Source organism: Enterobacter sp. D2 (genome assembly GCF_034427575.1).
Lineage (GTDB): Bacteria > Pseudomonadota > Gammaproteobacteria > Enterobacterales > Enterobacteriaceae > Enterobacter > Enterobacter cloacae_M.
In genome coordinates this window covers 1,370,704-1,385,094 of sequence record NZ_JAXQPP010000001.1, presented here as the reverse complement: position 1 = coordinate 1,385,094, position 14,391 = coordinate 1,370,704, and the positions used below count along the sequence as shown (strand labels likewise).

Sequence of the window (14,391 nt, the reverse complement as noted above, 5' to 3'; positions counted from 1 at the left end):
TGCGTTCGCTTATGCCAGAAAACAGCAAAAAGATGACAAACTTAAGACAAATTGCCCGCCCGCAGGTGGTGGTGCTGGCATATGACGGTCTGTGTACCTTTGAGTTTGGCGTGGCGGTGGAGATCTTCGGCCTGCCGCGGCCCGAGCTGGGCGACGAATGGTATCGTTTTGCCGTGGCGAGCGTGGACTACGGTGAACTTCGGGCAACAGGCGGGATCCGCATCGTTACCGATGGTGATTTAAGCCTGCTTGCGTCTGCGGACCTGATTGTGATTCCCGGCTGGCGGGGGATAGATTCACCGGTTCCGGACGCGCTCTGCGAGGCACTACGCCAGGCCAGCGCGCGAGGATGCCAGCTGCTCTCCATCTGCTCGGGAGTGTTTGTGCTGGCCGCAACGGGGCTATTGAACGGCCGCAAAGCCACGACGCACTGGCGCTACATTGACGCGCTGAAAGTCCGCTACCCTGACATCGACGTGGTTGAGGATGTACTCTACCAGGATGAAGGCGATATTCTGACGTCCGCTGGCAGCGCGGCGGGAATCGATCTCTGTCTGCACGTTGTGCGGCGGGATTATGGCATGGAAACAGCAAACAGCGTGGCGCGTCGGCTGGTCATTCCCCCTCACCGGGATGGTTCACAGCCACAGCAGCTGACCCGCCCGGTGGCGCAGCTGCGGGAAAGCCAGCGTCTCGGCCAGCTGTTTGATTTTCTGCACACGCATCTTATCGAGGCGCACAGCGTCGACTCCCTCGCGCGTCGGGTCGGAATGAGCCCGCGCACCTTCCTTCGTCGCTTCGAGGCGGCAACGGGGACGACGCCCGCACGCTGGTTAATCAATGAGCGCCTGCTGAGAGCAAAAGATTACCTGGAAAGCAGCCGGTTAAGCATCGACAGCATCGCTGAACAGACCGGGTTTGGTCAGGCGTCGACACTGCGTCATCATTTTCGCCAGCAGTTCGCGCTTTCCCCGGCTCAGTATCGCAAACAATTTTCACGTCCGGGTTACTGCACGCTGAGGCGTCAGTTTAAGGGTTACACTGGCACACGGAGCACCTGATGGTCACCACACACGTTTTTATCGCGGTTAGTCTTGATGGTTACATCGCCCGACAGAATGACGATATCGACTGGCTGGTGCAGCGCGACGATCCGGCGGAAGATCATGGCTATGAGGCGTTCATCGCGGACAAAGACTGCATCGTGATGGGACGAGGGAGTTATGAGAAGGTACTGACCTTTGACGCATGGCCTTACGATCGTCCCGTGCTGGTGCTCTCGCGACGACTGGCCGATACGCCCGTGCCGGAGGCGCTGAGGGGCAAAGTGCAGTTTTCATCCCGGACGCCAAAGGAGGTGCTGGACGATCTCGCTGCGCAGGACGTACATCGCGTCTATCTTGATGGCGGACAGGTGATACAGTCGTTCCTGCGCGAAGGACTGGTAGCCGATATGGTGATCACGACCGTACCTGTACTGCTCGGGGAGGGAAAACCGCTGTTCGGAACGTTGTCCCGGGATATTGATTTGACCCTGGTATCAAGCCGCAGCTTCCCTTCGGGCCTGGTGCAGTCGCATTATCGCCTGACGCTATAACCCTATCGCGACGGTCTGCGCAAAAAAAACCGCCAAAAAATGGCGGTAAATGCTTGCATGGATAGATTTGTGTTTTGGTCTCTACGTCCCGACACTCCATGGCCGGGCAGCGGATCTCACACAATCTAACACCTGTTGTCTTAACGAACGCTAAACAACCTTATTAACCAGTATGGGTATTGATCTGCAAATAACGCATAAGGCCCTGCTCAGCGCTCTGTTTTGCATCGTCATTAATGGCTTCCAGATAAAAGGAGCGAGCGACACCATAAGGTGCTTTTTCAGAGGGATACACCGCAAACTGGAATGTTTTTCCTCTCGCCTGATGAGTGCAGTCTAATTCCCAACGCTGATCGTTCACTTTTTTGCTGGCGCAGGCAACTCTACCATAATCGCTGGTTAAATAAGAACCCACGCGAATTTCTGCAGATTGAATATATTCTGGTTCGTCATTACCTGCATAACGAACCCCTGCAGCGGCTCCAACAGCCACTGCCAGAAGCGCAAGCGCTATTATTTTTTTCATTTATAAATGACCTGTTCCTTAGCCTAAGATTACTATTATATAAGATTAATCCGTAATGCATACCTCCAATTGTGGACCAGAAATGGTAGTTTACAAAGATTCAGATGTTTTTAGGAACTGTCCTAACCGCTATTTCGAACGAACATTATTTGACATTTTCTTTGCGCTAATTTTAATTTTTGAATAATAACCCTAAGAAATAATCGACATGATTATTCCGCATTGTTTTTCAGCGGTGAAACCATGATAAAAAAAGGGTTATCTTTCGTCATGCTTATTTGTGCGCTGTTTTCAGGCCAGCTTATGGCCGGACACAAAGGACACGAATATTTATGGGTCAAGAATGTAGGGCATCAGCTTCGTCATGAAGCCGACAGCGATGAGTTGCGAAGCGCTGCAGAAGAGTCGGCGGAGGGTTTGCGCGAACACCACCTGTGGCAGAAGTCGCGCAAACCGGACACGCACGTTCGGTAATTAGCTGCCCTTGCGTTTTGGCAGGGTTTTCATCAGATCGTCCGGACTGACGGACGCCACAATACTGCCGGGCTGCGGCATTTTGAAGATGTGGTTTTTCATCTTGCCAATCACATGCATTTCGCAAGGACGGCAGTCGAACTTGAGAGTCAGAACTTCATCGCCGTTTACCAGCTGCATGGGGGTTGCCTTCCAGCTCTTAATATTCCCTTTTGCCTGCTTAGGACACAGGTTAAACGCAAAGCGCAGGCAGTGCTTGGTGATCATCACCGGCACATCGCCCTTCTCTTCATGCGCTTCATAGGCTGCGTCGATCAGCTGCACGCCGTGGCGATGATAGAATTCACGCGCTTTATGGTTATAAACGTTGGCCAGGAAGGATAAATGTGTCTCCGGGTATACGGGTGCAGGAACGGCTTCCGCTTTTCGGCTAGCGCGCGGATACTGCGCCAGGCGCGCGGCATCCAGCATCTCTGCCGTTTCACGGCGGAACTGGTTAAGCAGGCTGTTCGGCACAAACAGCGCGTCCGGCAGATTCACGTCGATAGCGCGCGCGTAGTAAATCGTCTGGCCCAGCTTCGCCACCCCATCCTTCAGGTTGTTGAGCGCTTTTTCCGCGTTGTTTGCCACCTCGAAAAGGCCGTCGAGAGTATGCGTCACGCTGATGCCGTCTTCACAAGTCATGGTCAGAATCAGCTGCTCTTCCCAGCCGCCCAGCTCAATATCCACGGCGATACGACGTTCGCTGGAGGTTTTCAGCAGCGCCTGCTGCCAGTTATGATCGAGGTTACGGTTAAGCGCCGCGTTCGGCCGCGCCTTGTAGAGATCGGCGGGCATTTCATTCGGCCAGATGCGGTAGCGGTTCTCGCCGGTTTTCTCGACCGTATTGGCACGGAAGCCCACGACCTCACGCTTAATCATCACGTTAAGGCCATCGCCGTTCGCCAGCGGTTCCGTCACTTCGACATCAAGGTGATCTTTCGCCACTTTCAGCACTTCGCCCACCGGTAAACCGATAAACTTCGGTGAGTCGAACGCGCCGATATCCCCTTTACGGGCATTCACAAAATAGTCCGTGCTGCCACGGTGGAACGTTTTGTCCGTCGACGGAATAAAGAAATGCTCGGTGCGGCCGGCCGACGCGCGCGCCAGGTCGCCGCGATCTTCGATAATGGCGTCCAGCATCTGGCGATAGTGCGCGGTGATGTTTTTCACGTAGCTCATATCTTTGTAGCGCCCTTCAATCTTAAAGGAACGCACGCCCGCGTCGATAAGCGCGCCCAGGTTGGCCGTTTGATCGTTATCCTTCATGGAGAGCAGGTGTTTTTCGAACGCCACGACGCGGCCCCGATCGTCTTTCAGGGTATACGGCAGACGGCAGGCCTGAGAACAGTCGCCGCGGTTGGCGCTGCGGCCCGTCTGCGCGTGGGAAATGTTGCACTGACCGGAGTAAGCGACGCACAGCGCACCGTGAATAAAGAATTCAATCGTCGCGTCTGTCGCCTGGTGAATATCGCGGATCTGATTCAGGTTCAGCTCTCGCGCCAGAACGATCTGCGAAAAGCCGACGTCGGAGAGAAACTTCGCCTTCTCGACCGTGCGGATATCGCACTGGGTACTGGCATGCAGTTCAATGGGCGGAATATCCAGCTCCAGAACGCCCATGTCCTGAACGATCAGGGCATCCACCCCGGCCTGGTAGAGATCGGTAATCAGACGTTGCGCAGGCTCCAGCTCATCATCATGCAGAATGGTGTTCAGGGTCACGAACACTTTCGCCCCGAAACGGTGGGCGAACGGCACCAGTTCAGCAATATCGCTCAGGCTGTTGCTGGCGTTATGGCGGGCACCGAAGCCAGGGCCGCCAATGTAGACGGCGTCAGCGCCGTGAAGGATCGCTTCACGGGCAATGGCGGCGTCGCGGGCCGGGCTTAAAAGTTCAAGATGATGGGATTGCAGGCGCATACTTCGTCGTTATCCGTTATGGTCAAAATGGCGGCTATTGTAGTCAGAAGTATGCGTCAGCGAAACAGTTTTGCGCAGGGTCAGCGGGGATAATGAATCAGGGAGTGAAAATGCACCGTCCGGTCGCTGCTGTTGCGGTAGGCGTGCGGTTTATCGCCGGCGAAACGGACACCCGAATCGGCAGAAATCGTCTGCCACGTGCCGTCAAGCTTCATCTCCAGCTCGCCGCTGACCACCACCACATGTTCAATCACCCCGGCCTCATGCGGCGTGGATTCACTGAGCGCGCCGGGTGCCAGGGTAATGGAGAAATAATCAAACCCGAGCGTCTCGTCCCACGGAAAGAGCGGTTTGACCACCATCGCCTGCTGCTGCGGGTCAAACACCGCCTGCCGGTCCGCCTCTGGCGTGATGAACGCGGAAAACGGCACGTTCAGCCCGGTGGCTATTTTCCACAGCGTCGACACCGTCGGGCTGGATTCATTGCGCTCGATTTGCCCCAGCATCGCTTTTGACACGCCGGTCTCGTCCGCGAGCTTCGACAAACTCCAGCCGCGCGCCTGGCGCAGCGTTTTCAGCGTTGTTGCAAGGTGTAGTGTGATGTCCATGGTCCCTCCTGATGGCGATCAGCATACCACTTGTACGCTATAGCGCACAGTGTTACCTTATATCGGACGTTATAACGCACAACGGAGTTTTTATGCGCCCTTCCTCTCACCTTGTTCCAGTCGCACTGGCTGGATTTGTCGCCGTGCTGGTCGGTTACGCCAGCTCGGCCGCCATCATCTGGCAGGCCGCCGCGGCGGCTGGTGCCAGTGCACAGCAGATCGCAGGCTGGATGACCGCGCTGGGGATTGGAATGGGCGTCAGCACGCTGGCGCTTTCCTGGTGGTACAAAGCGCCGGTGCTGACCGCCTGGTCAACGCCCGGCGCGGCGCTGCTCGCCACCAGCCTGCACGGCGTGACGCTGCCGGAAACGATCGGCGTGTTCATCTTTGCTAATGCGCTCATTTTACTTTGCGGCATCACCGGGCTCTTCGCCCGTCTGATGTGGCTGATCCCCCATTCGCTTGCCGCCGCCATGCTGGCAGGCGTGTTGCTGCAGTTTGGCCTGCACGCGTTTGCGCACCTGGAGGGTCACTTTCTGCTGTGCGGCAGCATGATTGCGGCGTGGCTGTTGGCAAAAGCGCTGGCGCCGCGCTATGCCATCGTGGTCACGCTGCTGGCCGGCGGTATCGTGGCATGGGCGGAAGGTGACGTTGTCACCGATAAGCTCGCGTTCTCCCTAGTGATGCCCGAGTTTATTGCGCCCACGTTCACCTTCACCAGCCTGGTGAGTATTGGCGTGCCCTTCTTCCTGGTCACCATGGCATCGCAAAACGCACCGGGGTTCGCCACGATGAAGGCCTCCGGTTACCCGCTGGCGGTCTCGCCGCTCATCATCGTTACGGGAGCGCTGGCGCTGCTGTTTTCCCCTTTTGGCGTCTTTTCTATCTGTATCGCAGCCATTACTGCCGCCATTTGTCAAAGCCCGGATGCGCACCCGGATCCCGCAAAACGCTGGCTGGCGGCCATCGCAGCCGGAGGATTTTATCTGCTGGCGGGGATTTTCGGCGGCTCGATTACCGGGCTACTGGCCGCTCTGCCGCTCAGCTGGATCCAGACGCTCGCCGGTCTGGCGCTGCTGGGCACCATCAGCGGGAGTTTATATCAGGCACTGAGCCACGAGGCGGAGCGCGACGCGGCCATCGTCACGTTCCTGATGACCGCGAGCGGCGTCACGATCCTGGGCATCGGTTCTGCATTCTGGGGGCTGGTGCTGGGCGGCGTGTGCTATGCCCTGTTTTCACGCGCTCGCCGCGCGTAGCTGCGAAGGCGTCATGCCCGTCGCGCTGCGAAAGCGGTTGCTGAAGTGGCTGGCGGAGTTAAACCCACAGGCAAGGGCGATGTCCGTCAGCGGCGTCGCCGTGTTCTGCACCAGCGCCTTCGCTTTTTCCATTCTTCTCTGCATCACATACTGATGCGGCGCCAGCCCCGTCGACTGGCGGAACATGCGGGCAAAATGGTATTCGCTGAGGGCGGCCTGAGCCGCCAGTTCAGCCAGCGTAAGGGGTTGCCCGAGATTCTCTTCAATAAAGGCCAGCACGTTGCGCAGCACGAATGGCGATAGCCCGCCGGTGACGACCGGCAGCTTCCACTGAACGTTTGAGTAGTTTTGCAGCAGATGGGTCAGGAGCAGCGTAGAGGCCGTGCTCAGGGTTAGCTGGTTGGCGTGCTGCTGCCAGTCGCAGCCGAGTAAAAACTGGCGATACAGCGCGGTGATCTTCGGATCGCTACCAAAAATGCGCTCGTCCAGCGTCAGCGAAAGCGGGCGCTTGTCCCAGATCTTTTCCCCCACGTCGCGCAGGTGTTCATCGGTGCAGTACAGATGCACAAACGACAGGTCGTCACGGATATCCCACGTCGATTCGCTCTCTTTTGGCATCAAGCAGAAGCGGTCCGGTCCCCCGCCGTTCTTCCAGCCGCCCGGCGTTTTTTGATAGCTTTCGTAGCCATCCGCTACGTACAGGCTCAGGGTATGGTGGTTACTTTTTACCGTTATCGTATCGTGCTTGTTGTACCACGCTGCCAGCTGAATGCCCGAATTCAGCGAGACGGTTTCCCGCAGGACCGCATTTTGTTGGCAAAGCGTTTCAAAGGTATCGTAAGCGTGAGACATGACCGTAAGCGCGTGATTGACTGGAATATCAGTCTAAGAAGAGTTGTCTCCCGTTGCCAGCCCCCGGGAAAGAAAAAAGCGCAAGATTTTGCAAGTCGACCGCAAGCCGGTGAAAGCCCCTGACCGATCTCGGCGCCATACTGCGGGCTTCCGTGGTTTGAGAAGAGAAAAAGTATGAACGCATTATTATACGGGCTGGTGGTGGTCATCTGGGGAACCACCTGGATTGCGATTTTTCTGCAGCAGGGTCCCGTAGCGGCGCCCGTCTCGATTTTCTGGCGTTTCGCCGTCGCCAGCCTCACGATGATGGTGGTATTAATCGTCCTGCGCCGCCTGCGCAAGCTGGCGCTGCGGGATCACCTTTTTTGTATCCTCCAGGGATGCTGCGTTTTCTGCTTTAACTTCTGGTGTTTTTACGCCGCAGCCTCGCACATCAATACCGGGCTGGAATCGGTGATTTTCTCCATGGCCGTGCTCTATAACGCCATTAACAGCTTTATCTTCTTCGGGCAGCGCCCGCCCGCGCGTTTCTGGACGGCGGCAGCACTGGGCCTGACTGGGATCGTCACCCTCTTCTGGGACGATCTGCTGGCCAGCGGCTGGAGCGCGTCGCTCCTGACCGGGATTGGCCTCTCCGCGCTCGGCACCTACGGCTTCTCGCTGGGCAATATGATCAGCATGCGTCACCAGCGCAGAGGACTTGAAACCATGACCACCAACGCCTGGGCGATGCTCTACGGCACGCTGGTGATGGGCTGCATTGCCCTGTTCAGAGGCGACAGCTTCGAGCCAGAGTGGACCGTCAGCTACGTTGGCGCGCTGCTCTATCTGGCTGTATTTGGTTCGGTGATTGCGTTTGGCGCCTATTTCACGCTGGTGGGGCGCATCGGTCCGGGCAAAGCGGCCTACAGTACGCTGCTCTTCCCGCTGGTGGCGCTGACCATCTCCACGGTGTATGAAGGCTACGTCTGGCATATCAACGGTATCGTGGGATTAGTGCTGATTCTGGGGGGAAATATGGTGATGTTTACCAAACCAGAAACCTGGTTCAGACGCTTACGAATGGCGTAAATAAAAAGGCCTGCATTACGCAGGCCTTTTTATTTTATTTCGCGGTCTTTTTCACATCAAACATGGTGGCGTCCGTCGCCATGTCATCAACTACCTGCTTCAGCGTCGCAAAGGTCATCGGCGTACTTTCGTTGTTCAGATCTTTACCTTCGCCTTTACGCACCACCTTCATGACCGGTTTGTTGGTGGCCGCATCGATCAGTTCTCCTTCAAAGAAGAGATGCGTATCCATGGTGCGATGCCCGGTTGCCATCTGCGTACCCGCTACTACCAGCGCGACCGGCACCACTTCATAGAACTGCAGACCCTCTTTCTGCGAACTCACCCCGGTAATTGCACCGCGGAAAATCAGGCTGTGTTTACCCGGCGTGGTCACAATTGGCTTACGGGTACCAATAGCGGTTTTCATTTTGTTATTGGTGTAATTCAACAGCTCATCAAGCGTTTTTTGACCAATTTGTGTGGTCGGTTTAGGCGCAGGATAATAAGTAATCGGCGTCCAGAGAATACTGTCGTAATTAGCTTCGTTATAAGAAGGATCAACCCAACGCAGCGTTGGTTTACCCGTCGCAGACGTCGTCTGCTGCAAGCCGGAATAGTCTTTTAAAAAGCCAGAATATTGTTCGGGAGCCGCAACTTTTGAAGAACAGCCCGCCAACGCCAACAGACCAGTAAGCACTGCAACTTTAAAAAAAGTTTGAGTACGCATGATAGTTTTCCATGTTATCTGCAAGTATGCATTTGAAGTTATAGCAAAAGACCGATGGGTTTGTTGTGACAAAAAATGATGCGGAGAGCACAAATTGCGAAAAGACTGCCCGGAGGCGTGCCGGGCAGTGAAAAATTACTGATTTATATCCAGTTGCCAGAACAGATGTTTGCCAAACGGGTCAATTTCATAGCCCGCCACCTCCTTGCGCACCGGTTCGAAAATGGTTGAATGCGCAATCATCACCGCCGGCATTTGATCATGCATCATTTGCTGAGCCTCTTTATACAGCGCCACGCGTTTATCGCGATCGGTGGTTGATTTTGCTTCCGCAATAATTTTATCGAAGGGCTTGTAGCACCATTTCGCCGAATTTGAGCCACCGTTTGCCGATGTACAGGTAAATAGCGGACCAAAGAAGTTGTCGGGATCGCCCGTTGCGGTCGTCCAGCCCATCAGCGCGGCCTGGTGTTCCCCGCCCTTCACGCGCTTAAGGTATTCGCCCCACTCGTAGGTGACGATTTTGGTCTGTACGCCGATTTTCGCCCAGTCGGCCTGAATCATCTCAGCCATGCGTTTCGCATTCGGATTGTACGGACGCTGCACCGGCATCGCCCACAGGTCGACGCTCACGCCGTTGGCAAAACCGGCCTCTTTCAGCAGCGCTTTCGCCTTTTCAGGATCGTAATCGTAATCCTTAAGCTCGCTGTCTGCGCTCCAGACGCCCGGCGGCAGCAGGTTCTTCGCCGCAGTGCCGGTGCCGTGGAAAACCGCATCAATAATGGCCGGCTTATTGATGGCTATCGCCAGCGCCTGACGGACTTTTACGTTATCCAGCGGAGGCTTTTGGGTATTGAACGCCAGAAAGCCGGTATTCAGTCCGGCTTTGCTCATCAGGTTGATGTCCTTGTTCGCCTTCATGCGCGGCAGGTCCGCCGGGTTCGGGAACGGCATCACCTGACACTCGTTCTTCTCGATTTTGGCAAACCGCACGGAGGCATCCGGGGTGATGCTAAACACCAGCCGATCCAGCTTCGATTTCCCCTGCCAGTAGTCGGCAAACGCCGTAAACAGGATCCGCGAATCCTTCTGATACTGCGCCAGCTTAAACGGCCCGGTGCCTATAGGCTCCATATCCACCTTTTCCGGCGTGCCCGCTTTGAGCATCGCGTCGGCATACTCCGCGGACAGGATCGAGGCAAAATACCATGCCAGATCGGCGACAAACGGCGCTTCCGGGTGCGCCAGGGTAAAGCGCACGGTGTGGTCATCGACTTTATCAATGGCGGTAATCAGGCTGCCGAACTCCAGGCTTTCGAAGTTGGAGTAGCTGCCGTTAGAGACGTTGTGATAGGGATGATTCACGTCTTTTTGCCGCATAAACGAGAAGATCACGTCGTCGGCGTTAAAGTCGCGGGTCGGCGTGAAGGATTTATTGCTCTGGAATTTAATGCCCTTACGCAGATGGAAGGTGTAAACCTTGCCGTCCTCGCTCACCTCCCAGCGCTCCGCCAGGCTTGGCACCAGCTCCGTGGTGCCGGGTTTGAAATCAACCAGCCTGTTATAGACCGGTACGGCGCTGGCGTCCACGCTGGTTCCCGAGGTGTATAGCTGAGGATTAAAATTTTCCGGCGATCCCTCGGAGCAATACACCAGCGTTTTCGCGGCGACGGTGGAACTGACCGTGAGTGCAGCAAGCGCCAGCGTTATAGTTGTGAGTTTGCTTTTCATCATTTATTCCTGTCTTTTTAATTCGACGGCTAATTAATTCTTTTGCCATTTCATAAATAACATTAAAGTGATGTGGCAAACACCCGAAAAATAAATAAGGAACAAATCACTATGGGCTCGCCGCTTTCCAGACAATTAACGCACCGTTTTTTCCGCTATCTCGCCATCACCAGCCAGAGCGATCCCAAAGTCAAAACCCTGCCCTCAACGCCGGGCCAGCACGACATGGCGCGGGAGCTGGCGCAGGAGCTGGCACAGCTGGGGTTAGACGATATTGTGATTGATGAATTCGCCACGGTAACGGCGGTCAAAAAAGGCAACGTGCCCGGCGCGCCGCGCATCGGCTTTATTACCCATATTGATACCGTCGACGTGGGACTTTCACCGGATATTCATCCACAAATATTAACCTTTACCGGTGAAGATCTCTGTTTGAATAAAGAGAAAGACATCTGGCTGCGGGTTAAAGAGCACCCTGAAATTCTGGCGTATCCGAATGAGGAAATTATTTTCAGCGACGGAACCAGCGTATTGGGCGCGGATAATAAATCGGCGGTTACGGTGGTCATGACGGTGCTGGAAAACCTGACGGCAGAGCATCAGCACGGGGATATCGTCGTGGCATTTGTGCCTGACGAAGAGATCGGCCTGAACGGTGCAAAAGCGCTGGACCTTAAGCGCTTTGACGTCGACTTCGCCTGGACCATCGACTGCTGCGAGCTGGGGGAAATTGTCTACGAGAACTTTAATGCGGCAGCCGCTGAAATCCGCTTTACCGGCGTAACGGCGCACCCGATGTCCGCCAAAGGCGTGCTGGTGAACCCCCTGCTGATGGCGACTGACTACATCAACCATTTTGACCGCCAGCAAACGCCGGAGTGCACCGAGGGGCGTGAGGGCTATATCTGGTTTAACGGCATTCAGGCCGGGCAAAACGAGGCCATTCTTAAGGCCAATATCCGCGACTTTGACAAGGACAGCTTTGCCGCCCGCAAGCAGCAGATTGCCGACGTAGCCGCGCGGATTGCCGCCCAGTATCCAACGGCCAGGGTGGACTATCGCATTGAAGATACCTACAGCAATATCAGCAATGCGATTGGTGAAGACCGGCGCGCTATCGATCTGATGTTCGAAGCGATGGAATCGCTCGGCATCACGCCGAAGCCGACGCCCATGCGCGGCGGCACCGACGGCGCGGCGCTCTCGGCAAAAGGGCTACTCACGCCGAACTTCTTCACCGGCGCGCATAACTTCCACTCGAAGTTTGAATTCCTGCCGCTGTCGTCGTTCGAAGCGTCTTACAACACGGCCCTGCAGATCTGCCTGCTGGCCGCCCGTTAAGCGGGCTTGCGCGCCAGCATCGTGGCAAAGCGCAGCTTGATGCGGTTGCCGTTTTCGTCGGTGCGGTGCAGTTCGCCAACGTCTTCGTTGTATTTGAGCAACTCCCAGCCTTCGTAGTAGTTGCTCAGCTCACCGCTTTTGAACGCAAACGGGAAGCCAACAGTGCACGGGTAATCTGCCGTGTCCATCGCGGCAACAATCAGGTTGTAGCCGCCGGGCTTGGTGCAGCGCTGCATGTTGGCGATAAGCCCCGGGATGGTTTTTGACTCCAGGAACATCAGCACCACGGTGGAGAGAATGAAATCGTACTCGCCGTCAAAACTCAGGTTGTTGAGATCTTTAATCGCCGTGTGGAGGTTATCGATCCCTTCTTCCGCCTTAATGCGCTCGATATTATCGATGCTCATCGGGTTCTTATCCCATGCGGTGACATCGTGGCCGTTAGCTGCAAGATAAAGGCTGTTGCGGCCGTTGCCGCAGCCCAGATCCAGCGTTTTACCGGGTTTCACAATCTCCGCGCTGTACAGCACTTCTGAATGGGTACGGGTTAAGCCATATTTCTCTGTGAAGTAATTCTCATCGACAGTCATTGTTTTCCTGCGTTCTCATAAAGTGAAAGTGCATCCTGGATGCTATTTTAAGGCGTTTACCGTCTGGTTGCCAGCCGCTCGAAAATCGAAAAATTTGCTACGTTTAGTGAAGACGCTTATCAGAGAAATAAAGATGAACAAATATCGCCTCAGCGACGAAACCCGCATCTGGCAATGGAAAAACGGCGACACTACCCGCTCCGTCACGCTGCGGCAGATTATCGCCACGGCGGACTTTAACGACGTGACTGTCGGGACGAGAGGCGGCTGGATTGACGATGAGCGCGCCCTCTCGCAGGACGGCGAATGTTGGATCTACGACGAAAACAGCGTGGTGTTCGACGGAGCGACCGTGTCCGGCAACGCGCGTCTTACCCTGCCGTGCGTCGTGAGCCATGATGCCCGTATCGGTGACAGCTGCTGGCTGGACGGCGCGGAGATCAGTCACGGGGCGCGAATAAGTGACAACGTCACTATTCAGCAATCCTGCGTGCGGGGCGAGTGTCATATCTACGGCGAAGCGCGCGTGCTGCACCACAGCGTGGTCTTTGCTGCCAAAGGACTAACGCCGGACCATGACCAGATCCTGCAAATCTACGACAAGGCGACCGTCAGCCAGTCGCGCATTGTGCACCAGGCGCAAATCTACGGCGAAGCGATGGTGAATTTTGCCTTTGTTGAGCACCGCGCCGAAGTCTTCGACAACGCGATCCTCGAGGGAAACGAACTCAACAACGTGTGGGTGTGCGACTGCGCAAAGGTCTATGGTAACGCCCGCGTGATTGCCGGCTTTGATGAAGATGCCATCCCAACGGTGCGCTACAGCTCGCAGATTGCGGAGAATGCCGTGGTCGAGGGAAACTGCGTCATCAAGCACCACGTTCTGATTGGCGGTCAGGCCTGGCTGCGCGGCGGGCCGATCATGCTGGACGATAAGGTGGTGATCCAGGGACGCGCGCGGATCAGCGGCGATGTTCTCATCGAGCACCGGGTTGAAATCACCGATGATGCGGTCATCGAAGCCTTTGCCGGGGAGAGCATTCACCTGCGCGGCGAAAAGGTGATTAACGGCGACCAGCGCATCACCCGCACCCCGCTGCTGGGGGCGTTATAGGGCGTAGATCTTCCCGTAGATGTTCACATCGTCAAAGCGACCGTTCAGGTATTCCGCTTCCCGCAGGCACCCTTCCAGCGTAAAACCGTTGCGTACGGCAACGCCGTTGCTGTGCTGATTCGCCACCCGACACTTGATCACAAAACGGCGGATCTCCCCGCGTTCAGCGTAGTAGCTCATAAACGCCTGCAGTGAGCGGGAGAGGATCCCCTGCCCCTGGTGGCCTTCATCCAGCCAGTAGCCGATGTACCCGGTCTTGTTCGTCGGTTCAATCGTGTTGAACGACAGCACGCCAACCAGCGCATCATCCTTGAAGATCAGAAACATTTTGGCGTAGCCGCGCTGGTGCAGCATCTGGTTACTCTGCACGTTGCGGCGGGTATCATCCTCGCTGCCCACGTGCTGCGCCCAGTCAAAGGCGGTTTGCAGAAAGGTTTTGTTTTTGACGACGAGATTATGCAGATCGGCGGCGTAGCGCTCTTCGACGGCGCGAAGCTCGAGAGCGTCAGATACCGGGATAATTTCGGATTTTGCTGCGGTCATTGCCCCTCACC

General features: G+C 55.9%; 15 protein-coding genes. 7 read left to right on the top strand and 8 right to left on the bottom strand.

The window, feature by feature from the left end; translation table 11 throughout:
* Positions 1-11: 11 nt before the first annotated feature.
* Positions 12-1,061: a transcriptional regulator FtrA gene (gene ftrA, locus SPG90_RS06715; protein WP_322408030.1), complete on the top strand. Its 1,050-nt coding sequence runs from the start codon at positions 12-14 to the stop codon at positions 1,059-1,061.
* A complete protein-coding gene (locus tag SPG90_RS06710) occupies positions 1,061-1,597 on the top strand; it encodes a dihydrofolate reductase family protein (RefSeq protein ID WP_126303293.1) in 537 nt (178 codons plus the stop codon). Before ftrA ends, SPG90_RS06710 begins: the two co-directional genes overlap by 1 nt.
* Before the next feature lie 163 nt (positions 1,598-1,760).
* Here SPG90_RS06710 and SPG90_RS06705 read toward each other — a convergent pair whose 3' ends face one another.
* Positions 1,761-2,123: a hypothetical protein gene (locus tag SPG90_RS06705; protein ID WP_045354937.1), complete on the bottom strand. Its 363-nt coding sequence runs from the start codon at positions 2,121-2,123 to the stop codon at positions 1,761-1,763.
* A 243-nt stretch (positions 2,124-2,366) separates the two neighbouring features.
* Between SPG90_RS06705 and SPG90_RS06700 the strand changes: the two genes are divergently transcribed.
* Entirely contained in the window at positions 2,367-2,597 is a 231-nt protein-coding gene (locus SPG90_RS06700) for a DUF2554 family protein (protein WP_023311760.1), read from the top strand.
* Here the strand turns inward: SPG90_RS06700 and SPG90_RS06695 are convergent, their stop codons facing one another.
* Together SPG90_RS06695 and SPG90_RS06690 are read right to left on the bottom strand one after the other, a co-directional pair.
* Entirely contained in the window at positions 2,598-4,562 is a 1,965-nt protein-coding gene (locus SPG90_RS06695; protein WP_126303292.1) for a peptidase U32 family protein, read from the bottom strand.
* Positions 4,563-4,642: 80 nt separating this feature from the next.
* Entirely contained in the window at positions 4,643-5,170 is a 528-nt protein-coding gene (locus SPG90_RS06690) for a helix-turn-helix domain-containing protein (RefSeq protein ID WP_023311758.1), read from the bottom strand.
* A 92-nt stretch (positions 5,171-5,262) separates the two neighbouring features.
* Here SPG90_RS06690 and SPG90_RS06685 point away from each other — a divergent pair, with 92 nt between their 5' ends.
* Entirely contained in the window at positions 5,263-6,429 is a 1,167-nt protein-coding gene (locus SPG90_RS06685; RefSeq protein ID WP_322408029.1) for a benzoate/H(+) symporter BenE family transporter, read from the top strand.
* On the opposite strand, the gene SPG90_RS06680 is transcribed toward SPG90_RS06685, so the two are convergent.
* Positions 6,409-7,281 carry a helix-turn-helix transcriptional regulator gene (locus SPG90_RS06680; protein WP_032657103.1) on the bottom strand — a complete coding sequence of 291 codons (873 nt, stop codon included), beginning with the start codon at positions 7,279-7,281 and terminating at the stop codon, positions 6,409-6,411. The two genes, SPG90_RS06685 and SPG90_RS06680, sit on opposite strands and share 21 nt — an antisense overlap.
* A gap of 174 nt (positions 7,282-7,455) precedes the next feature.
* On the opposite strand from SPG90_RS06680, the gene SPG90_RS06675 reads away from it, so the two are divergent.
* A complete protein-coding gene (locus tag SPG90_RS06675) occupies positions 7,456-8,352 on the top strand; it encodes a DMT family transporter (protein WP_248169155.1) in 897 nt (298 codons plus the stop codon).
* 34 nt (positions 8,353-8,386) lie between these two features.
* Here SPG90_RS06675 and SPG90_RS06670 read toward each other — a convergent pair whose 3' ends face one another.
* Together SPG90_RS06670 and SPG90_RS06665 are read right to left on the bottom strand one after the other, a co-directional pair.
* Positions 8,387-9,061, bottom strand: coding sequence for a DUF3313 domain-containing protein (locus SPG90_RS06670; protein WP_023311690.1), 675 nt, complete (start codon positions 9,059-9,061; stop codon positions 8,387-8,389).
* 135 nt (positions 9,062-9,196) lie between these two features.
* On the bottom strand, positions 9,197-10,792 hold the full coding sequence (locus SPG90_RS06665) for an ABC transporter substrate-binding protein (RefSeq protein WP_126303288.1): 1,596 nt from the start codon (positions 10,790-10,792) through the stop codon (positions 9,197-9,199).
* A 111-nt stretch (positions 10,793-10,903) separates the two neighbouring features.
* Between SPG90_RS06665 and pepT the strand changes: the two genes are divergently transcribed.
* Positions 10,904-12,133 (top strand): peptidase T, encoded by a 1,230-nt coding sequence (pepT, locus tag SPG90_RS06660; protein WP_126303286.1) that lies wholly within the window; start codon positions 10,904-10,906, stop codon positions 12,131-12,133.
* Here the strand turns inward: pepT and tehB are convergent.
* The gene (gene tehB / locus SPG90_RS06655; protein WP_126303285.1) at positions 12,130-12,723 is read right to left on the bottom strand and encodes a tellurite resistance methyltransferase TehB; all 594 of its coding nucleotides are present in this window, start codon (positions 12,721-12,723) and stop codon (positions 12,130-12,132) included. The genes pepT and tehB overlap by 4 nt on opposite strands.
* Before the next feature lie 133 nt (positions 12,724-12,856).
* On the opposite strand from tehB, the gene ydcK reads away from it, so the two are divergent.
* Entirely contained in the window at positions 12,857-13,837 is a 981-nt protein-coding gene (gene ydcK / locus SPG90_RS06650) for a YdcK family protein (protein WP_047174317.1), read from the top strand.
* On the opposite strand, the gene rimL is transcribed toward ydcK, so the two are convergent.
* Positions 13,832-14,380: a 50S ribosomal protein L7/L12-serine acetyltransferase gene (rimL, locus tag SPG90_RS06645; RefSeq protein ID WP_047174316.1), complete on the bottom strand. Its 549-nt coding sequence runs from the start codon at positions 14,378-14,380 to the stop codon at positions 13,832-13,834. The two genes, ydcK and rimL, sit on opposite strands and share 6 nt — an antisense overlap.
* Between the last annotated feature and the right edge of the window lie 11 nt (positions 14,381-14,391).